Origin of the sequence: Bacillus luti (assembly GCF_001884105.1) — a bacterium.
Lineage (GTDB): Bacteria > Bacillota > Bacilli > Bacillales > Bacillaceae_G > Bacillus_A > Bacillus_A luti.
In genome coordinates this window covers 1-20,768 of record NZ_MACI01000042.1, presented here as the reverse complement: position 1 = coordinate 20,768, position 20,768 = coordinate 1, and the positions used below count along the sequence as shown (strand labels likewise).

General features: G+C 36.9%; 15 protein-coding genes, 1 tRNA gene and 2 pseudogenes. 6 read left to right on the top strand and 12 right to left on the bottom strand.

What is annotated here, in order from left to right; genetic code table 11:
• Window positions 1-28 precede the first annotated feature (28 nt).
• Window positions 29-760 carry a yteA family sporulation protein gene (locus tag BAQ48_RS09680; protein WP_071710901.1) on the top strand — a complete coding sequence of 244 codons (732 nt, stop codon included), beginning with the start codon at window positions 29-31 and terminating at the stop codon, window positions 758-760.
• A gap of 44 nt (window positions 761-804) precedes the next feature.
• Here BAQ48_RS09680 and cspD read toward each other — a convergent pair whose 3' ends face one another.
• Window positions 805-1,005: a cold-shock protein CspD gene (cspD, locus tag BAQ48_RS09675; protein ID WP_001193050.1), complete on the bottom strand. Its 201-nt coding sequence runs from the start codon at window positions 1,003-1,005 to the stop codon at window positions 805-807.
• Window positions 1,006-1,327: 322 nt separating this feature from the next.
• On the opposite strand from cspD, the gene BAQ48_RS09670 reads away from it, so the two are divergent.
• From BAQ48_RS09670 to BAQ48_RS28405, 3 genes are all read left to right on the top strand, one after another.
• Entirely contained in the window at window positions 1,328-2,110 is a 783-nt protein-coding gene (locus BAQ48_RS09670) for a TIGR00266 family protein (RefSeq protein WP_071710900.1), read from the top strand.
• Window positions 2,111-2,310: 200 nt separating this feature from the next.
• A complete protein-coding gene (locus BAQ48_RS09665) occupies window positions 2,311-3,033 on the top strand; it encodes a lipase family protein (RefSeq protein WP_071710899.1) in 723 nt (240 codons plus the stop codon).
• A 76-nt stretch (window positions 3,034-3,109) separates the two neighbouring features.
• Entirely contained in the window at window positions 3,110-3,244 is a 135-nt protein-coding gene (locus BAQ48_RS28405; protein ID WP_000911086.1) for a hypothetical protein, read from the top strand.
• A gap of 29 nt (window positions 3,245-3,273) precedes the next feature.
• Here BAQ48_RS28405 and BAQ48_RS09660 read toward each other — a convergent pair.
• From BAQ48_RS09660 to glgB, 7 genes and pseudogenes are all read right to left on the bottom strand, one after another.
• Window positions 3,274-3,675, bottom strand: a pseudogene (locus BAQ48_RS09660) (GNAT family N-acetyltransferase); the annotation flags it as partial.
• A gap of 156 nt (window positions 3,676-3,831) precedes the next feature.
• Window positions 3,832-3,990 (bottom strand): annotated as a pseudogene (locus BAQ48_RS27530) (GNAT family N-acetyltransferase); the annotation flags it as partial.
• A 58-nt stretch (window positions 3,991-4,048) separates the two neighbouring features.
• The gene (gene glgP / locus BAQ48_RS09650; protein ID WP_071710897.1) at window positions 4,049-6,457 is read right to left on the bottom strand and encodes a glycogen phosphorylase; all 2,409 of its coding nucleotides are present in this window, start codon (window positions 6,455-6,457) and stop codon (window positions 4,049-4,051) included.
• 18 nt (window positions 6,458-6,475) lie between these two features.
• Window positions 6,476-7,906 (bottom strand): glycogen synthase GlgA, encoded by a 1,431-nt coding sequence (gene glgA, locus BAQ48_RS09645; RefSeq protein WP_071710906.1) that lies wholly within the window; start codon window positions 7,904-7,906, stop codon window positions 6,476-6,478.
• Between the two features lie 172 nt (window positions 7,907-8,078).
• Window positions 8,079-9,113: a glucose-1-phosphate adenylyltransferase subunit GlgD gene (gene glgD, locus BAQ48_RS09640; protein WP_071710896.1), complete on the bottom strand. Its 1,035-nt coding sequence runs from the start codon at window positions 9,111-9,113 to the stop codon at window positions 8,079-8,081.
• Between the two features lie 18 nt (window positions 9,114-9,131).
• Window positions 9,132-10,262 carry a glucose-1-phosphate adenylyltransferase gene (gene glgC, locus BAQ48_RS09635; RefSeq protein WP_000057617.1) on the bottom strand — a complete coding sequence of 377 codons (1,131 nt, stop codon included), beginning with the start codon at window positions 10,260-10,262 and terminating at the stop codon, window positions 9,132-9,134.
• Complete coding sequence (gene glgB / locus BAQ48_RS09630) at window positions 10,210-12,147, bottom strand: 1,4-alpha-glucan branching protein GlgB (RefSeq protein WP_071710894.1); 1,938 nt, start codon at window positions 12,145-12,147, stop codon at window positions 10,210-10,212. The genes glgC and glgB overlap by 53 nt, the downstream gene beginning before the upstream one ends.
• Window positions 12,148-12,606: 459 nt before the next feature.
• Between glgB and BAQ48_RS09625 the strand changes: the two genes are divergently transcribed.
• Both BAQ48_RS09625 and BAQ48_RS09620 read left to right on the top strand, forming a co-directional pair.
• Window positions 12,607-13,212 (top strand): CalY family protein, encoded by a 606-nt coding sequence (locus BAQ48_RS09625; RefSeq protein ID WP_071710893.1) that lies wholly within the window; start codon window positions 12,607-12,609, stop codon window positions 13,210-13,212.
• Between the two features lie 184 nt (window positions 13,213-13,396).
• Window positions 13,397-17,620: a S8 family serine peptidase gene (locus BAQ48_RS09620; protein WP_071710892.1), complete on the top strand. Its 4,224-nt coding sequence runs from the start codon at window positions 13,397-13,399 to the stop codon at window positions 17,618-17,620.
• A gap of 173 nt (window positions 17,621-17,793) precedes the next feature.
• On the opposite strand, the gene BAQ48_RS09610 is transcribed toward BAQ48_RS09620, so the two are convergent.
• The 4 genes from BAQ48_RS09610 to BAQ48_RS09595 all read right to left on the bottom strand — a co-directional run bounded on the left by BAQ48_RS09610 (window position 17,794) and on the right by BAQ48_RS09595 (window position 20,768).
• A complete protein-coding gene (locus BAQ48_RS09610; protein ID WP_000715331.1) occupies window positions 17,794-18,738 on the bottom strand; it encodes an L-lactate dehydrogenase in 945 nt (314 codons plus the stop codon).
• A gap of 361 nt (window positions 18,739-19,099) precedes the next feature.
• Entirely contained in the window at window positions 19,100-20,080 is a 981-nt protein-coding gene (locus BAQ48_RS09605; protein ID WP_071710891.1) for an anti sigma factor C-terminal domain-containing protein, read from the bottom strand.
• A complete protein-coding gene (locus BAQ48_RS09600; protein WP_071710890.1) occupies window positions 20,067-20,561 on the bottom strand; it encodes an RNA polymerase sigma factor in 495 nt (164 codons plus the stop codon). The genes BAQ48_RS09605 and BAQ48_RS09600 overlap by 14 nt, the downstream gene beginning before the upstream one ends.
• A 136-nt stretch (window positions 20,562-20,697) precedes the next feature.
• Window positions 20,698-20,768 (bottom strand) — tRNA-Glu (locus BAQ48_RS09595).

Here is a 20,768-nt window from a genome sequence, read left to right as displayed (position 1 = left end):
AAACTGAATTGTAGGAAGGTGGACGACTATGTTAACTCCACAACAAATAAATCAATTTAAATCCGTTTTAGAAAAACAACAACAAGAACTAGAGCAAACGATACAAACACATGAAAATGAAAATCGTGCATCTGAACGCGATTCTGTTGGAGAATTATCTAGCTATGATAACCATCCAGCTGATATGGCAACAGAATTATATGAACGTGAAAAGGATTTTGGACTCATCGAACTTTGGCATAAACAGCTAGAAGATACGAAAAATGCCCTGCAAAAAATAGAAGGTGGTACGTACGGCATTTGTGAAGTATCTGGTGAGGAAATTCCGTTTGAAAGATTAGAAGCAATGCCAACTGCTACAACATGCGTTCAGCACGCGACAAATAAATTAAATATGGAAACTCGTCCAGTTGAGGAAGAAGTGTTATCTCCTTCTTTCCATAAGCACGATGAAGACCATTCTGTGGAGTACGATGCAGAAGATGCTTGGCAAGATGTCGCAAATTACGGAACGTCCGAAACACCGTCCGATCTAGAAAGACAAGATTCCAAAAACTATAATGGTATGTACGTAAATAGTGAGGAAAACGTAGGATACGTAGAAGATTTCGAAAACTTTATCGGTACGGATATGTATGGGAAAAATCCGCAAGTTTTCGCAACAGAAGAACACGAGGAATATGAACAAATGCTCGATGACTTTGAAGAACGTACCTTTAAAGGCGAATTATCTTCAAATGAATCTAGTTCCAAAGAATAAAAAAAAGCATTCCGAAAATCGGAATGCTTTTTATCGCTAGCTAATTAGTTTTTTGTAACGTTAGCTGCTTGTGGTCCGCGGTTGCCTTCAACGATTTCGAAAGAAACTTCTTGACCTTCTTCTAAAGTTTTGAAACCTTCACCTTGGATAGCTGAGAAGTGAACGAATACATCGTCTCCACCTTCAACTTCGATGAAACCAAAACCTTTTTCGCCGTTAAACCATTTAACTTTACCTGTTTGCATGTCATGTACCTCCTAAATAAAAATGAAACTATGAATCCACATGAAAAGGTGGATATAAAGGACATGAATGTATAACAAGCTTACAGCCTTTAATTCAACGTGCTTTATTTCCGTACCACATTATGTAGCTCAATAGTGATTTCACTATATCACGCTATATTAAAAACGTCAAATGAGAACACTTTCATTTCATTATTTTTTATAACACTAGTATAACCTTAAATTTTCATTCTATTTTTATTCAAAAATTAACAAAAATACAGTACTCTAATTCTTTTAACTTCTGTACAATATAATTACTACATAATTATGAGGTGAAAAGATGCAAGCACATGAAATCGAGTATAAGTTATATGGCGATGATATGCAGTTTGTTGAAATTGAGTTAGATCCAAAAGAAAGCGTTATCGCTGAAGCTGGCGCAATGATGATGATGGAAGATCATATCGAAATGGAGACGATTTTCGGTGATGGTTCCGGACCATCTAGCGGTTTATTCGGCAAATTAATGGGCGCTGGTAAACGTCTCGTTACAGGTGAAAGCATGTTTATGACTGTATTTACAAATACAGGTCACGGCAAACGCCACGTATCCTTTGCTGCTCCTTATCCTGGTAAAATTATTCCTGTTGATTTAACAGAATATCAAGGAAAAGTAGTTTGTCAAAAAGACGCATTTCTTTGCGCAGCAAAAGGTGTTTCTATCGGAATCGAGTTTACAAAGAAAATTGGAACTGGCTTCTTCGGTGGTGAAGGCTTCATCATGCAGAAACTTGAAGGTGACGGACTTGCTTTCATGCACGCAGGCGGAACTGTATATAAGCGTGAATTGAAACCTGGCGAAAAGCTTCGTATTGATACAGGCTGTCTTGTTGCCATGACAAAAGACATTAACTATGATGTCGAGTTCGTTGGAAAAGTAAAAACAGCTCTATTTGGCGGCGAAGGTTTATTCTTCGCAACATTAGAAGGACCTGGAACAGTTTGGATCCAATCCTTAACACTTAGCCGCTTAGCAGCACGCCTTACAAGCCCAGCAGCTCAAGGCAGTGGCGAAGGTAGTGTTTTAGGTGGACTTGGTCGTTTATTAGATGGAAAAGAGTAAAAAGTGCCCTTATTGGGCACTTTTTATTTAGGTGGACTATACAAATCAGTTTGGATCATATAGTATTCCATCGCTTCATTTAGCCACTTCTCTTCTTCTTCCTCACGTAACTGTAGGTTCAAGCCTTTTTTCAAAAAGAATGAATCAAGTCCCTCACTGCATATATTGAACTATACCTTTTCGTAAGGAGGGCCCCATTAATGCGTACTCCTTTATCCTTTGATAAAGATACTGCCCTACTGTTAGCTTCTTGTTGTGAGCTAACGTATGAACAATATAAACAAAATGGGATTTTCAAAATACCGGATGGTTTTCAATATGTACAAGGCTTTCAAGGGAAAGCCATTCAAACGACAGAATGGTTCGGATTTATATTAGAATCTGAGGATACCATTATTGTAGCTTTTCGAGGCACACAAACAGATACAGATTGGATTATCGATTCACTCGTCAACCAAAAACCATATCCATATGCTTTAAACAGCGGAAATGTCCATAATGGCTTTCTTTCTATTTATGAATCTTTCCGAGATTCTATTATGGATATGCTCGTATCGTTACCAGCACACAAAAAACTATTAGCTACTGGACATAGTTTAGGTGGTGCGCTTGCCACATTACACATATTAGATGCACGAATCAACACAGCCTTCGCACAATATGGACTTTATACATTTGCTTCTCCAAAAGTAGGAGATATCGCTTTTCGAAATTATTATAAACTACAAGTAGCTAGTAGCTTTCGTTTCGTCAACTTATTCGATGTCGTTCCACTTCTCCCTCCCCGAAATATAAATTTTAATGATCGTGATTGGGAATATGCTCATGTTCATCACAACATGACTTTTACGAAAAACACAAAATCTATTACGAATAATCATTCCATTACAACATACAAAACATGTCTGACTTCTCATTTTTAACCAGTAATTAATTGGAAATTTAATATCCTTATACTATAATAATATATGAAATAATCTTTGGATGAGGGGACCTTACATGCTAAAATTTATCCTTGCACTTTTTCTCATTATAATTTTTTCGTTTACAGGTTTCTTTACATTTTCATACTTTGCGACAGGAGAATATGGTGGAACAGGTATCATATATACCGCTATACCATTTCTTTCTTGAGCAAAGTAAAAAAACCGAGCTTAATTTCATTAAGCTCGGTTTTTTAAACGATTATATTCTTGTTTTAAAAGTGAATACACTTTAGCATCACTATACGTATTATTCATTTGTACACTTTGCCTCAATGTTCCTTCATATACCATCTTTAACTTTTGCATTACACGTTCAGAAGCTATATTTCTCACATCACATCTTCCTTCAATGCGATTCAAATTTAATTCTTGAAAACCAACTTTAATAATTTGTTCGAAAGCTTCAACAATAAATCCTTCTCCCCAATACGCCGGGCTAATTACAGCTCCAATCGATGCACTATTATGTGGCATGAGCCATATTCCACACGTTCCAATCGCTTTTTGAGTGTCCTTCAGCATAATAGACCATATAAGAGCCTTACCTTTGCTTATCGTTACAAGCATAGTTCCTAATAAAGTGAAACTTTAATCAGTGGGGGTTTTCTTCATCCCCCACTGATTATTAGCCTTCACCAATCGGACTTTTATGGGCAGCCCGACCCCTACCTAACTTCTTTGCTTTCGCTGAATTTTGAGGTGGGGGTCTTACTGCCCATTAAAGCGGGATAAACTATGCGTTTCCTCTTTCGTTTTATGCACTTCCCGAGGCACATAGGTAGCTGTTTTCGAATTAGAATACACTTCAAATAAATCGTCTACATGTGACTGATGTATCTTCGTTAAAATTAATCTATCTGTTTTTAAATCGGCTTGTTCATATATATCCTTCATATGCAATTCACCAAACCTTAACATAATAAAGAAAAGTCCCTTCAAAAGGGACTTTCACTTAATATAGTTTAACGGTATTACCAATACCCCAAATCTCATTGCTATACTGCAAGATCGTTCGATCGCTCGCAAAATGACCAGATTGTGCAATATTTAAAATCGACATTTCTAGCCACTTCGTTCGATTCTCATAAGCTCTACCGACAGCTTCCTGTCTTTCCGCATATGGACCAAAATCTCGAAGAACGAAATATTCGTCATTTTGAATAACGAGAGAATCATAAATCGCTTCAAATTCAGCCCCTACATGTGTAAAGAAACCATTCGTTAGCTGGTCTACTACTTTTTTAATGTGCATATTGTGGTGATAATAATCACTTGCACGATATCCACCATTTTGATAGTAATGAAGAACCTCATCCGCCGTTAAGCCGAAAATGAAACAGGCTGCATCACCGACCCGGTCTTTTATTTCAATATTAGCTCCATCTAACGTTCCGAGCGTAATTGCACCATTCATCATAAATTTCATATTCCCTGTTCCTGATGCTTCCTTACTTGCAGTTGAAATTTGCTCACTCACATCAGCTGCTGGGAATATATCTTCCGCTAAAGAAACTCGGTAGTTTTCTAGAAAGATAACTTTCATAAATTGACTTACGTACGGATCGTTATTTACTTTTCTTGCAAGTTCATTAATTAATTTAATAATCTTCTTCGCATAATAATAGCCTGGTGATGCTTTTGCTCCGAAAATAAAGGTGCGCGGATAAAATGAAAAACTAGCATCCTCTTTCAAACGGTTATACAAATATAAAATATGAAGAACATTTAATAATTGTCGTTTGTAAGCATGCAGTCTTTTCACTTGCACATCAAAAATAGAATTTGGATCAATCGTAATCCCCATTTGGTTATGAATGCGCTCCGCTAAAATAATCTTCCGCTCTTGCTTTACACCCGCAAGCTTCTCTTGGAAACTAGCATCGTACTGAAAAGTTTGCAATGCTTGCAGTTTAATCGGTTCTTTCTTCCACTCTGTTCCAATCGCTTCCGAAATAAGATTCGTCAGCTGCGGATTCGCCTTCATGAGCCAGCGCCTATGAGCGATTCCATTCGTTTTATTATTAAACTTATCTGGGTAAAACTCATAGAACAATCGCATTTCACGCTGTTTTAAAATTTCCGTATGAATTTTCGCTACACCGTTGACGCTATGGCTTCCGACAATTGCTAAATGAGCCATTTTCACAAGATCATGCGCAATGATTGCCATCTCTTCAATACGATGCCATTCATAAGGATAACGTTCCCAAAGCTCATGACAGAAACGTTCATTAATCTCTTCAATAATCATATATATTCTCGGTAATAACGGTTTAAAAATGTGAATTGGCCACTTCTCAAGTGCTTCTGATAACGTCGTATGATTTGTATAAGAAATCGTCTGCGTCGTTATATGCCAAGCTTCTTCCCATGCTAACTTTTCCTCGTCTAATAAAATACGCATCAGTTCAGGAATTGCTAAAACCGGATGGGTATCGTTAATATGAATTGCAATTTTTTCATGCAACTGACGAAGGCTACCGTATCTTTCTCTATGCATACGAACGATATTTTGCAAGCTTGCTGATACGAGGAAATACTGTTGTTTTAGGCGAAGTATTTTCCCCTCATCATGCGTATCATCTGGATATAAGAACTCAGATACAGCCTCTGTTTCACGCTTATATTTCAAAATATCTTTGCAATTTTGCGGGAAAGGAACTGGTTCAGCATTCCAAAGTCTAAGTGTATTTACAGTACTTGTCTCATAACCTACTACTGGAACATCATATGGCACTGCCATAATCACTTCTGCATTCGTATGTCTGAACTCTAAACGTCCGTCAATGTCTAACGGTTCAACACTGCCAAAATAACTTACTTCTACGGCTTGATCATATCTTCTTACTTCCCATACGTTTTCATGAAGAAGCCACTGTTCTGGAAATTCAACTTGATAACCATCAACAATTTTTTGATCAAATAAGCCATGTTTGTAACGAATTCCACAGCCATGTCCTGGTAAGTTTAAAGAAGCGAGTGAATCAAGGAAACAGGCTGCTAAACGTCCAAGTCCACCATTACCAAGACCTGCATCTGCTTCCACCTCTTCTAAATCGTGTAAAGAAATCCCGAGCTCAGACAGTCCTTGCTCACATACATCCCTGATGCCTAAATTTAATATGTTACTTCCAAGCAAACGTCCAAGTAAAAATTCAATGGATAAGTAATACATTTGCTTTTGCTCACCAGCTCGGTAACTTTCATTCGTTGCAATCCATTGACTATTCATATACTCTCGTACCATATGGCCGAGCGTATTATATTGATCACGAGTTGTAGAGTCTTTGAAACTTTTTCCGTACATCGTCTCTAACTTTTCTAGAAAAGCTGATTTGAAACTTTCAACATGAGTAAACATTTCTTCACCACCTACATGTTATTCCATGAGACTTTTATACAATTTCTTATAGGCAAGAGCTGATTTCCCCCAGCTATAATCTTCAGTCATCGCTTGCTTTACAAGACTATCCCACACAGGTTTATCGTGATACAACTCAATTGCACGGTGAACTGTATACAACATGTCATGTGCATTGAAATTCGTGAAACTAAAACCATTTCCTTCTCCGGTTTCTTCATCATAAGATTGTACAGTATCGTTTAATCCACCTGTTTCTCTTACAATCGGAATCGTACCGTACGCTAATGCAATAAGTTGTCCAAGTCCACACGGCTCAAACAGTGAAGGCATTAAAAATAGATCGCTTCCTGCATACACTTGATGCGCAAGTTCCTCATTAAATCCAATATACACCTTCACCTTTTCTGGATACTCATATGCCATCCATTCAAAGAACTGCTCATATTCCGAATCGCCCGAACCTAAAATAATACATTGTACATCTTCTTCCATTATTTCGCGGAATACAGTACGTACTAAATCAAGTCCTTTTTGCTTCGTTAATCGTGTTACCATCGAAATGATTGGTGTATCTTCTTTTTCTGGCAAACCAAAATAACGCTGCAAAGCGCGTTTATTTTCACTCTTTTCCTCTAGTGACTCTGCATCATACTGAGCCTTAATATACGAATCCGTTTCTGGATTATATACGCTCGTATCAATTCCATTTACAATGCCACTAAGCTTATCATTATATTTTCGCAGTAATCCATCTAACTTCTCACCGAAAAATTCATATTGAATTTCTTCTTTATATGTCGGGCTAACCGCTGTAATTTGATCCGAAGCGATAATACCGCCTTTCATAAAGTTCACATTTCCATAAAACTCTAGCTGCTCACTATGCAAATATTCATCACCAAGCTCTAACAAGTCGTACATCACTTCAGGAGGAAATACTCCTTGGAACTGCAAGTTATGAATTGTATATACCGTTTTAATATGCTCATATAACGGGTTATCTTGATACTTTTCACGAAGTAAGAAATTAACCATAGCTGTATGCCAATCATGGCTATGAAGAACATCTACTTCAAAATCAAGATGCGGAATACACTCTAAAACTGCTTTCGAAAAATAAGAAAAACGCTCCCCATCATCATAATGGCCATATAGAGAATCTCTCTTAAAATAATATTCGTTATCTATTAAGTAATACGTTATCCCGTCTTGTTCACCTTTTAAAATGCCGCAATATTGATTTCTCCAGCCAAGCGGAACGTTAATTACTTTATGAAGCGTGCATCCATCTCTTAATTTTTTCGGAATAAGACTATAATTCGGAAGTATAACGCGAACATCCACACCTAATTTTTTCAGCTCTTTTGGGAGCGCACCCGCTACATCGGCTAATCCTCCAGATTTCACAAACGGTACACATTCTGATACTGCAAATAATATATTCACTTGTTGTCCCACTGCGCGAAAAGCATATATGACTCTTCTTGCAGCTTCCTCCCTTCGAGTTTTCATTTAAATTAAAACTTTAATCAGTGGAGGAACTCCCCCACTGATTCTTCATCCCGCTATTTGTGAACTAATAATCAGTGAAAAAATCCCCGCTGATTACAGTTTCACTTTAAGAATAGCTTTTAATCGTACTGTTTTGAACGCTTCCTTTTTCTACAACATATGGCTCATCGATGTTTCCTTTTAACACGACACCGTCACCAATTTTCACATCTTTATCAATAATAACACCGTCTATTATACAGTTATCTCCAATTTGGCTCTTTTGCATAATAATGCTATTACGAACAATTGAACCTTTTCCGATTTTAACAGAACGGGAAACCACACTATTTTCTACTTCCCCTTCAATAATACTGCCGTTTGCAATCATTGTATTTTTCACGACTGCCCCCTTTACGTAACGTGTTGGCGGCTCATCTTTTACTTTCGTAAAGATCGGTGCTTCTTTCTTAAATAATTGTTTCCAAATAGCAGGTTTCAAAATTTCTAAGCTATGTTTATAGTAACTTTCAATTGAGTCAATAATGGCTACATATCCTGTATGCTCATATGTAGCAATATGCAGTGATTTTCCGCGCTTTTCTCTCACTACATCGAATAAACTATATTGCTCCACATCTTTATATGTCTCAAATAAATCTAATAATAATTGTTTCTTTAACACGTATGTTTGAAGCGAAACCCCTTCATGACAAACTTCAGTAATATCAGCTGACGTATGTATATGTCGCTCTAACACCGCTTGGAAATCTAATGCTGTTACGAGGTGGCTATTCGTAATAACAACGTATTCTTCTCTGGCTCTTAGAAAATAATCAATATGTCTTCTAAAGTGTGCAAATGACCCAAACTCATCTTGGTCACATTGGCAATTTGGCGGGAATAAAAACAATCCGTCTCGTTTTCTATCTAAATCCCACTGTTTTCCTGACCCAACATGGTCCATTAATGAACGGTTTTTATGACTTGTAAAAACCGCCACACTATGAATATTAGAATTCACCATATTTGAAAGCATGAAATCAATGAGTCGATAACGGCCCCCAAACGGTAACGCCGCTAGTGAGCGATGCCCTGTTACTTTCTTTAAGGAAGGAAAACTTCCCGTTGCGTTAATAATTCCTAACATTTTTTCTCCCATTCATTTCATCCCCCTTTTCTATTTCCCTTCAGCAATTAGTACTACATCGTCAACATTTTTTTCTGGACGAATGATTGTTCCATCTTCAATAACCATTTCTGATCCAACGATGGCTCTTTCAATTACAACATTTTTACCAATCTTCGCTCCTGGCATAACGACTGAATCAATTACCATACTACCTTCTTCCACCGTTACTCCTTGGAATAAGACAGAATGCTTCACGTCCCCTTCAATGACGCACCCTTCGTTAATAAGTGATTCTTCCACTTTCGCCTGCTGTGCAATATATTGAGGCGGCTCATTTGGATTGACGGAATAAATGCGCCAATTACGGTCGTTTAAGTTCAGTGACGTTTCATCACGAAGTAAATCCATGTTCGCTTCCCATAAGCTTTTCACTGTCCCAACATCTTTCCAATATCCTTCGAATGGATACGCCATCAGCTTCTTCCCTTCATCTAATAGAAGTGGAAGTACATCTTTTCCGAAATCATTACTAGATTCAGGATTTCTCGCATCCATCTCTAAATACTCTTTCAAAATTGCCCAGTTAAAAATATAAATTCCCATTGATGCAAGATTACTTCTTGGGAATTGCGGTTTCTCTTCAAATTCAACAATTTCCATCTCTTCATTCGTATTCATAATGCCAAAGCGACTCGCTTCATCCCAAGGCACTTCAATAACAGAAATTGAAACATCTGATTCTTTTTCAATATGGTAATCTAGCATTTTACTGTAATCCATTTTATAAATATGATCGCCTGATAAAATAAGGACATATTCCGGTTCATACTGACTTAAATAGTTTAAGTTTTGATAAATGGCACTTGCCGTACCTGTATACCACTTCACACCTGAAGACTCCGCATAAGGAGGTAACACTGTGACTCCACCGCTTACTCGATCTAAATCCCATGCATTTCCGATTCCAATATAGTTATGAAGTTCGAGTGGTTGATATTGCGTCAAAATCCCAACTGTTTCAATACCAGAATTCGCACAGTTACTTAACGTAAAATCAATAATGCGATATTTACCACCAAATGGAACAGCTGGCTTGGCTAAATTTTTTGTTAATGCACTTAAACGACTACCTTTTCCCCCTGCTAGTAACATTGCTACGCACTTTTGTTTTTGAGCCATCTTGTTTTTTGCTCCCCTTTCTTGTCTTCACTGGTCGTAATATGGATACGCCAAATGGTGGAATTGTAATTTCTACATGTGCCGCTTGATTATGATACGGTTCTAGAATCGTCTTGAGACGTTTCTTATTCACTTGACCCGAACCGCCATATTGCTCGGCATCACTATTTAAAATCTCGTTATAATGCTCAAAATCTGGTACACCTACTTTATAGTTCTCATATGTAGCTTTTGTAAAATTACATACGACAACTAACGCATCTTCTTTCTTATCCCCTTGGCGGATAAATGTGAAAATACTTTGCTCATTATTATTAGCATCAATCCACTGAAAACCTTCAGGCGAATGATCAAGCTGCCAAAGTGGTTTTGAGCGCTTATACAATGCTATGAGCTCTTTAAAGTAATCATGCATATAACGATGCATTTCAAAATCATGTAAATTCCAATCTAAATCTTCGAGATCTTTCCACTCATCAAACTGCCCAAATTCTCCTCCCATGAAAAGTAACTTCTTTCCTGGGTGAGTAAAGAAATATCCATATAATAAACGAAGTTGAGCAAACTTATCCCAGTAATCTCCTGGCATTTTATTTAATAATGACTTTTTCCCATGAACGACTTCATCATGAGAAAGCGGTAATATGAAGTTTTCGGAGTAAGCATATAGTAAAGAAAACGTCATTTTTTCATGAATGTGTTTCCTATATTCAGGTGCACACTCCATATATTTCAGCACGTCATTCATCCAGCCCATATTCCATTTATAATTGAACCCAAGCCCACCTTCATACGTTGGAGCTGTTACAAGTGGCCAAGCTGTTGAATCTTCTGCTGTCATAAGAAAGTCTTCATCTTCTGCAAACACCGCCTCATTTAACTCTCGTAAAAATGAAACAGCATGCTCATTACTTTGCTCCTGTCCTTCTTTATTCCAGAACAACATATTCGCAACCGCATCTACCCTGAAACCATCAATATGGAAATACCTCATCCAAAATAACGCATTTGAAATTAAGAAATTACGTACTTCTCTCTTTCCTAAATCAAAATTGACAGTTCCCCATACTGAGTTTTCTTGTACATCTTTATCTTTATATTCATAGGTCGGTGTCCCATCAAACAAATATAAACCGTGAGCATCTTTACAAAAATGCCCCGGCACCCAATCTAAAATGACACCGATTCCATATTTGTGACATTCATCGACAAAATACATCAAATCATGTGGCGTGCCGAATCTACTCGTCGCTGCATAATATCCCGTTCCTTGATACCCCCAGGAACGATCATATGGATGCTCAACAAGCGGCATAATTTCAATATGTGTAAATTGATGTTCCACCACATACGGAATGAGTTCTTCTGCCATTTCCCTGTAAGAGTACAGGGCTCCATCTTCTTTCTTTTTCCAAGAGCCGAAATGCAATTCATAAACTGTCATCGCTTCTTTATAAACCGATTTTTTCTTTTTCTTACGATTCCAGTTTTTATCATTCCATTCATATCCCTCTATATCAAAAACTACAGATGCCGTATTTGGTCTTACTTCGGCATATACGGCATACGGATCTGCCTTTAAAATGACGTCACCTGTCATCGTTTCAATCGCATATTTATATATTTCTTTTTCTTCAATATGCGGTATAAACAAAGACCAAATTCCCTCTTCTGTCACTTGTAGCATCTTATGTTGCTCATAATCCCACTCATTAAAATCTCCAACAACACTCATTGCTTTCGCATGAGGAGCCCATACTGTAAATCGTACCCCTCGCATCTCATCTTCCGTCACAACATGTGCGCCAAAGATGTTATAGCTCTCATAGTACTTTTCTGTATGAAACTCATCTCGTTTCACTTCTTCACAATTTATTACACTCAATATGCTCACCTCACTAAGATGACAGAATTTTTTATACTTTAACTATTTCTGCAAAAAACTGAAATATCCTTGTTAATTTATAAAAAATATACGTTTTTTTCTTAAAAATGTTGAAATTTTTCCACATTTCCATATAAAATATCGAATTTTGACGAATATTCATTGAAAACGCTTCACTTTTCATACTCTTATTTATTTCTCAACCCTTATTTTATTAGATTTATCCTATTTCCCATGCTACTTTCACCCAAAAACGGCGCGAAATAATCTGTCATAAAAAAATGTTTCTCAACATTTTTTGTCACAATTTTATTGAATTGAAAAATTCATAGGCATATACTTGTTCTCAATAAAGAACATCGAACCTTCGTAAATATAATTCATACTGAACTACTCTGTTTACCCTATCTATACTCCATGCGAAAGTTCGATAAAAATTTTTCACTAGGAGGCTTTCTTATGTCATTAAAACAAAAGGTTGGAATGGGAGTTGTCACAGCTTCACTTGGTTTATCCCTTACATTCGGCGGTGTATTCGCCTATTTCAGTGATTCTGAAACATCTAGTAACTCATTTCAAGCTGGTACACTAGATCTTTCTATTAACCCAAGTGTAATTGTTGATGCGAAAGATTTAAAACCAGGTGATTTTATTGAAAAGAATTTCAAGCTTGAAAATAAAGGAACATTGGATATCGCAAAGGTAGCGCTTGAAACATCCTATGAAGTTACAGATGCAAAGCAAAATAATGACGGTGAAGATTTAGGCGATCACATTGTCGTCCAGTTTCTAGTAAATGACGGACAGCCATCTAATCCAAACGATGATCATGAAATTTTGTGGGAAACAAAACTATCAGAATTAAAAACTATGAAACCAGAAGATGTAGCTACATCTCTAGAACGTCATAACTTAATAGACGGTATTAAATCTGGTGAAACAGATTCTTTACACGTGCTCTTCTCCTTTGAAGACAACGAACAAGATCAAAATAAATTCCAGGGTGATTCCTTACAGCTAAACTGGACATTCCATGCAGAGCAAACACCAGGCGTGGAGAAATAAAGTGAAACTTTAATCAGTGGGGGTTTTCTTCATCCCCCACTGATTATTAGTTGAACCAATCGGACTTTTATGGGCAGTTGATCCCTCACCTAACTTCTTTGCTTCCGCTGAATTTTGAGGTGGGGGTCTTACTGCCCATTAAAGCGGGATAATTTTTAAAATATAAATTATCGGAGGCCTATACATGAAAAAGAAAAATCATTTCATTACCGGAATTGTAACGGCTGGCGTTCTATTTTCAACTGCCCTTCCGTTCAATGTACTTGCTGAAAATCCTATTAACCAAATTGACTCGTCACATGCTCAATCTGTACTATCGAAGCTCTCTAAAGAACAACGCCAAGCATTGCAAACGTTAGATGCCAATCCTGGTTTTACGATTTCGCCAGATATTAATACAAGTAGTTCAGAGCCTGTAAATATCATTGTAGAATTTCAAACAGCACCAGTAAAGATTAATGAATTAAAACAAAAAGCAAAAGGGTTGCAAGCTGCACCTGAAAATGTAAAGGCACGCATTGATCAAGAGCATGAAGAATTCCAAAAAGGTCTAAAAAATCTACGTCAATTCAGCCCATCCGTGAAGTCTGGAAATTTCCAGTCTGTACAAATTAAACGTTCTTATAAGCATGCGATAAATGGAGTTGCACTGACATTACCGGCAAATACAGTTGAAGAATTGTTACGAATCGGTGTTGTAAAACGTATTTGGAAAGATTATGAGGTGAAATTAAATTTACCGAAACAAGCTGAGCAAAAAGCACCTCAAAAACTAACAGATAGCATTCCGCAAATTGGTGTGGATAAGTTACATAGTGAGGGCATTACCGGAAAAGGAATTAAAGTTGGGGTATTAGATACAGGTATTGACTACAATCACCCTGACTTAAAAGACGTGTATAAAGGCTATCGTGCAAAACCTGACGAAGATTCTACTAAGGTAGACCCAAACTCCGTAAAAGGTTGGGACTTTATTAATAACGATGCAGATCCGATGGAAACAACGTATTCAGAATGGCAGCAATCTGGCGCTCCTGAATTTGATGACCGTGGTTCTTCCTTCTACACAGCGCATGGTACTCACGTAGCAGGTATCGTTTCTGCTCAAAAGAAAAACCAATCAGATTCAGCAGTAAAAGGTGTTGCACCTGACATCGAACTATATAACTATCGTGTACTTGGTCCATACGGAAGCGGCGATAGTTCAGGTATTATCGCTGCAATTGATAAATCTATTTCTGACGGTATGAACGTTATTAACTTATCGTTAGGTGATGATAGTAACAATCCGCTTGATCCAACATCTATTGCTGTCAATAATGCGATGCTTTCCGGCGTTGTTACAGTCGTTGCTGCTGGGAACTCTGGACCAAATCCAGCAACACTCGGATCACCAGGTGCTTCTCCATTTGCTATTACAGTTGGGGCAAGCGATAGCTCTATTTCCTTACCAAAACTATCAGGTCATGCTGGAGCAGTACAATTTCCTAACTTGATTTTATTCGGCAAAAACTTCACTGATAAAATAGAAGATTTCAAAGGACAATCTCTTCCTATTGAATTTGTAGGAATCGGTACTCCTGACGAGTTTAGTAAAAAAGATGTAAAAGGTAAAATCGCTCTCGTTGCACGTGGCACACTGTCATTTGATGAAAAAATCGCGAATGCGAAACAAGCTGGTGCGAAAGCCGTTATTATTTATAACAATGTAGATGGAGAAATTCCTTACTACGTTGGCGAAAGCACAAAATACATTCCAACATTCCGCCTAACAAAAGAAGACAGTGAAAAACTAAAAGCTCAAATCGAACAAGGTAATACATCCTTTACTTTTGACGAACTTAGTTACGTTCAAACAGAAGGTGATCATCTTGCAGACTTTAGCTCACGCGGCCCTGTTACATCAAATGATGATATTAAACCTGATATTACAGCGCCTGGTGTTGCTGTACTTTCAACAGTACCTGAATATATTAACGATCCACAAGAAGGCGAAAACTATGGTGTTTCCTACGAACGCATGCAAGGAACATCTATGGCTTCTCCTCATATTGCGGGCGTTGCTGCTCTTATTTTACAAGAACACCCAGAATACTCTCCGTTTGATGTGAAAGCATCTCTTATGAACACGGCTGATGATTTAAAAGAAAAGTATTCTGTATATGAAGTTGGAGCTGGGCGAGTAGATGCGTACAACGCCGTTCATACAGAAGCAAGCTTTAAAGTATTAGATACGACAAAAACTGTTGTGAATAATGAAGTAATTGAAGTACCCGAGGAAACTGGATCTATTGCATTCGGTAAGTTTTATCAAAAAGACGGTGAAGCTCTTGAACAAAAACGAAATATAAAAGTGGCCAACCATAATAAACAAGAGAAAAAAGAATTTAAAACAGAAATTTCTTATACACCAGCTTCTTCTACTATTAACGATGCTACCGCAAACGGTGTAAAAGTCTCTGTTCCAGAAACAATTATTCTTGATGCTGGAAAGACGGATGAAATTGAAGCAAAAATTAATGTTCCAGCCGGTGTGAAACAAGGCCGATATGAAGGATATATTCATATTACGAACACGAAAAATAAAGAAGAAACATATCAAATTCCGTTCTCTATTCGTGTATCAGAGCCTGGTATTGAAAATGCGATACTATCAAGAAAAGCAATTTCAACTGATACATCTAAATTTAATCCATACGGTGAATCATATGTTCACGGAGCGTTCCAATTAAACAGCGAACTTGAAACGTTAGATCTTATCGTGAAAGATTCCAAAACAAATAAAGCACTCGGCTTCATTGGAACACTAAACACGAGTGGCCTAAAGACGGATGTGTATTACTACTTAGATTCATTCTTTAACGGAAAAGTATATCCTTTTACAAATGATCCTGCAAAACCAATTGGTGATGAGAAAATCAACTTGCCAGAAGGAGACTACACAATTGAGTTTGTTGGCTACGATAAAGCTGGAAAAGCACGTGTAAAAGGTGATTATGTCGTAATCGATAATACACCACCAGAAGTGAAATTAACTGGATTACAACCTGGTATTTATGAATTAAATGAAGAGAATTATACAGTAGAAGATGGTAAAAAAGCGTTATGGATTAAAGGTAATGTGTACGATTCAAACGTTGACTACTTAAAAGGAAAAGGGTTAAACATTACGCAAGAAGCGAACGGAGTTATGTACTATGACTATTCCCCATACTTGCATAAGTTTTTACCGATTAATGCAAATGGTGACTTTAAAGTTGGTATTACTCCTGAATCCTTTAAAGTGGAAGGTCCAATGAATACAGGGGTATATATTTTCGATTATGCAACTGCGGGACCTGACTATCCAAACGGGGTAAATAACTATTGGTTTATCCCACAAGGAGCCCAATATGCGAAAACTAGTTATGATAAAAAAGAAGTATACAAAAATGATGAACTTACTGTAACACTAAACGCGAAACACGTAAAACAGTTTGTTTCTGGGGAATTTAACGTGAAATTCCTAGAGAAGAACTTCAAATTTGCAAATGCGAAATTCAATCCTGCTTTTGAAAAACTCCTTTCTGAAAAAGGTATAACTGCAAAAGTGAACGAGCCGAAATTAGAAGAGGGTTCTGTTACAGTTGGCGGAGCTATCGATGACAAAAACTTCGCTGGATTAGATGGTGATTTCCCATTCATTGATGTAACTTTCAAAGTAGAAAATGATGAGTTTTATGAAGCAAACGCCCAGTTAGATTTATCAGTGTTTGCTTACTGGAAGCAAGGTGAATCAGAGCCAAATAGAATGCGTGTCCTTCAAGATCAAACATTCTCAGTTATGTCCTTAAACTCACTAGTAGAAGGCAATATTAAACCTGGCGCATTCGTAAATGAACGTGGCTATTTAGATGAAAAGTTCGATTATACGAAACTTGGCGTAAAAGTATATGCAACTGATTCTTACCGTCATAAGTTTGAAGGTTCACTTGATAAATACGGATACTTCAAGCTAAATGGACTTCCTGTTAATAAACGCGACTACAACTTATATGTAGAAGTACCAGGGCACTTAACAAGCCGCCTAACTACGAAACTAGGTACTGAGAAAGATGGTAAACTGCTCGGCCAATATTATTATGCACGCTTTGATGAAAACCTTGCAGGTGATGTAAATGGCGATAAAGTAATTGATATTAAAGATGCAGAAATTATCGCTGGCAACTACGGTAAAAAAGGACTATCTGTAAAAGACGGTGACCTTAACAAAGATGGCATTGTTGACGAAAAAGATATTCGCTTCGTTGAAAAGAACTTCTTGAAAAAAGGTCCTGATGCATCTAAATCACAAACACCTGTTGAAAAATCAAAAAGCGGTACACTTGCAGATATTTTAAAGAAATTAGGATTAACGCCTAAAAAATAATAATAAAGAGCACTCTACTTTACGTAGAGTGCTCTTTTCTATAAACGACCCTTATCCAGCAAAAGGGGTATATTGGGGATATACAAGGGAAACCGGAAAAGGAATTTATATTAAATTATATAAAAACTCAGAGGTAGGAAGCAGTTTCCCGCCTCTGAATTATTTAGCAATTATTATAGTACTGGTGCCATTGTTTCTTTTAACACTTTTACAGAATGAGCGAATTTCGCTTTTTCTTCTTCATTTAGCTCAAGTTCTACGATTTCACGTACACCTTGGCGGTTAATAACAGCTGGAACACCTACGTAAGCATCTTTCTCACCATATTGACCTTCAAGGTATGCAGATACAGTTAATACGCTGTTCTCGTTGCTTAAGATCGCTTTAGTTACACGAAGTAGTGACATACCGATTCCGTAGTAAGTTGCGCCTTTACGCTCGATGATATGGTAAGCTGCGTCACGTACATTTTCGAAGATTTTATCTAAGTCTTCTTGTTTGTACTGTTCGTTGTTAGCTAAAATTGTTTCTAGTTTTTGTACACCTACAGTAGCGTGGCTCCATACTGGAAGTTCAGTGTCACCGTGCTCACCAACGATGTAAGCATGAACGTTACGTGGATCTACATCTAAGTAGTCACCTAACATGTAACGGAAACGGGCAGAGTCTAAAGTAGTACCAGAACCGATTACGCGCTCTTTTGGTAAACCAGATTCTTTCCAAGTTACGTAAGTTAAAATGTCAACTGGGTTTGTTGCGATTAAGAAGATTCCATCGAATCCGCTATCCATAATACCACGAACGATTTGTTTAAAGATTTTTGTATTTTTCTCAACTAAGTCTAAACGAGTTTCGCCTGGCTTTTGTGGTAATCCAGCAGTGATAACAACTAAATCTGCATCTTTACAATCTGCATAACTACCGCTCCAAACTTTTGTTGCTGCTGGAGAGAATGGTACCGCATGGCTTAAGTCCATTGCTTCCCCTTCTGCTTTTGCTTCATTAACATCTACTAATACGAATTCTTCAGCTACACCTTGGTTGATCATTGAGTAAGCGTAACTACAACCTACAGCTCCTGTTCCTACTAATACTACGCGATTAATACCTTTTTTCATGGTAATTTCCCCTCTCAATTGTTTACATATATTTTTTTTATAATTGTTTAAGTAATTAATTAAAATACTAATTTAATGTTGTTTAACTTCTTTACATTCATATTGTAGCACGTATTATTGTGAATTACTTCACAAATTATGACCTATTTGTGAACTTTTTCACATAGAGTGTAAAGTTGTTGGAATAGGTGTGGAATCCATTTCAATGGAGGCGTTTTCTTTAGATTGTGAAAGGGATTTTCTTATGTTTTTGTCAGTAAATGAAATTATATCGACTTACCGACAAAACTCGGCAATACTAACGGCATAGAAAAAACTGTCTCCAATAGGTCACTTATTAAGAGACAGCTTCTTCTATATATTATTTATTTTCCGCCGTAGCTCCTAATACAGCAGCTTTTACGTAATTTTGACCGTTTAATTGCTGTAAATCAGCAGCCGTTCCTGTTACGACCACTCCAATAACTTTTACATCTTCTTCACTTGGTTTTGTCTTCTTTCCTTTTAAATAATCATATATACGTTCATATTCCTCGTAATACTTTCCCTTTTGCTCCAGTCCATTTTGAATGGCTAACAGGAAATCTTTTTCTGTTCCATTTCCAAATTCAATATCGCCTGGTTTTGCTTTAAAACCGTACACATTATAAGCACTTTCAGTCATATCATCAATATGATACGATTTTTTATCATAATATGTATCTACCCAATACCAAACAGGATGCACCCCTTCTGGTAGCATCTCTTTTATTTCAGATACTTTATACGGTTTATCAAAAGATATAGCTAACTCAGCCACTTTATTTTCACCTTTTACTTTTCCTATATCATTTATATAACTATTATATGAAGCAAATGGGAGATAAAACTGCATCTCTCTTTCCATCGTTTGGTTATTATACAATTCACTTGTCTTATTAATACGCTCATTCCCTATTACAACATTCCCTGATATTGTTAATGGGTTTACATTTGATAGTCGGCGAAATGTATTCCAAATTTTATATTCATACACTTCATCTTCCCACTTAACAGGTTTCCCTTCAATAACCTTATATGTTTTATACTCTACTGTGCTTTTAAATAAACCGTTAGAAGTAATTGCTACGCCTCTTTCCGTGTTAGGTCTTGTAATTTGTCTTATCATATTTAGGTCACGATCCATAACTAAGTAAGCTCTATTATTCAATTGTGAAATTACTATTATAAAACCGAAGAATAGAACAATAAAAAGTGAAATTGAAATTACTGTAATTTTTAAGAGTTGTCTTCGCTTCGCCTTCTTCAACATTTTTGACACTTTACTCGATTCTATATCAAAATCAAATTCATCTCTGCCCATCTTCAAACCTCCTATACAGCTTTTTAAATTCATTTCGAGCTCTGTATAAGGAAACACGTACTGTCTCTTCTTTCATCTCTAATACGGTTGCTATTTCCTTATAAGAAAGTTCATAATCATACTTTAATAAAAGAATGTGTTTATACACCGGATTCATCTTTCCAAGTATACTTTGTATTTCTACTTGAAGCTCTTTTCTTAACAGTGGTTCATCTAGTCCCTTCGTTCCAATAAGTTGAACAGATTCAATCGGGATTTGTTCAATACGCTTGTGCCTTCTTGCAAGATCACGATGCCTATTAATCGCAACTTGAAATAACCATGTTTTTATATACATAATTTTCATATTTGGTATAGATAATAATGCCTTATGTATCGTATCTTGAACGATATCCTCTGCTTCTACTGGTGTTACTCCAATTTTAAGCAAGTATCTATAAATACTTTTAGATGATTCTATAATAACCTTTTCATACTCCATCGCTCTCTCCTTTCTATTAGTTAGACGATTCAAATAGAAAAAAGTATACAAGAAATCCATAAAAAAAAGCAGACTATCCAAAGTCCACTTTTACACAACAAAAAAGAGATAGCAGATTATGCTATCTCTTTTAGTATGACCCGTACGGGATTCGAACCCGTGTTACCGCCGTGAAAGGGCGGTGTCTTAACCACTTGACCAACGGGC

Coding starts and splice junctions, on each gene's coding strand:
- BAQ48_RS09680 (WP_071710901.1), top strand. CDS start 29: ATGTTAACTCCACAACAAATAAATCAATTTAAATCCGTTTTAGAAAAA.
- cspD (WP_001193050.1), bottom strand. CDS start 1,005: ATGCAAACAGGTAAAGTTAAATGGTTTAACGGCGAAAAAGGTTTTGGT.
- BAQ48_RS09670 (WP_071710900.1), top strand. CDS start 1,328: ATGCAAGCACATGAAATCGAGTATAAGTTATATGGCGATGATATGCAG.
- BAQ48_RS09665 (WP_071710899.1), top strand. CDS start 2,311: ATGCGTACTCCTTTATCCTTTGATAAAGATACTGCCCTACTGTTAGCT.
- BAQ48_RS28405 (WP_000911086.1), top strand. CDS start 3,110: ATGCTAAAATTTATCCTTGCACTTTTTCTCATTATAATTTTTTCGTTT.
- glgP (WP_071710897.1), bottom strand. CDS start 6,457: ATGTTTACTCATGTTGAAAGTTTCAAATCAGCTTTTCTAGAAAAGTTA.
- glgD (WP_071710896.1), bottom strand. CDS start 9,113: ATGGGAGAAAAAATGTTAGGAATTATTAACGCAACGGGAAGTTTTCCT.
- glgC (WP_000057617.1), bottom strand. CDS start 10,262: ATGGCTCAAAAACAAAAGTGCGTAGCAATGTTACTAGCAGGGGGAAAA.
- BAQ48_RS09625 (WP_071710893.1), top strand. CDS start 12,607: ATGTCATTAAAACAAAAGGTTGGAATGGGAGTTGTCACAGCTTCACTT.
- BAQ48_RS09620 (WP_071710892.1), top strand. CDS start 13,397: ATGAAAAAGAAAAATCATTTCATTACCGGAATTGTAACGGCTGGCGTT.
- BAQ48_RS09610 (WP_000715331.1), bottom strand. CDS start 18,738: ATGAAAAAAGGTATTAATCGCGTAGTATTAGTAGGAACAGGAGCTGTA.
- BAQ48_RS09605 (WP_071710891.1), bottom strand. CDS start 20,080: ATGGGCAGAGATGAATTTGATTTTGATATAGAATCGAGTAAAGTGTCA.
- BAQ48_RS09600 (WP_071710890.1), bottom strand. CDS start 20,561: ATGGAGTATGAAAAGGTTATTATAGAATCATCTAAAAGTATTTATAGA.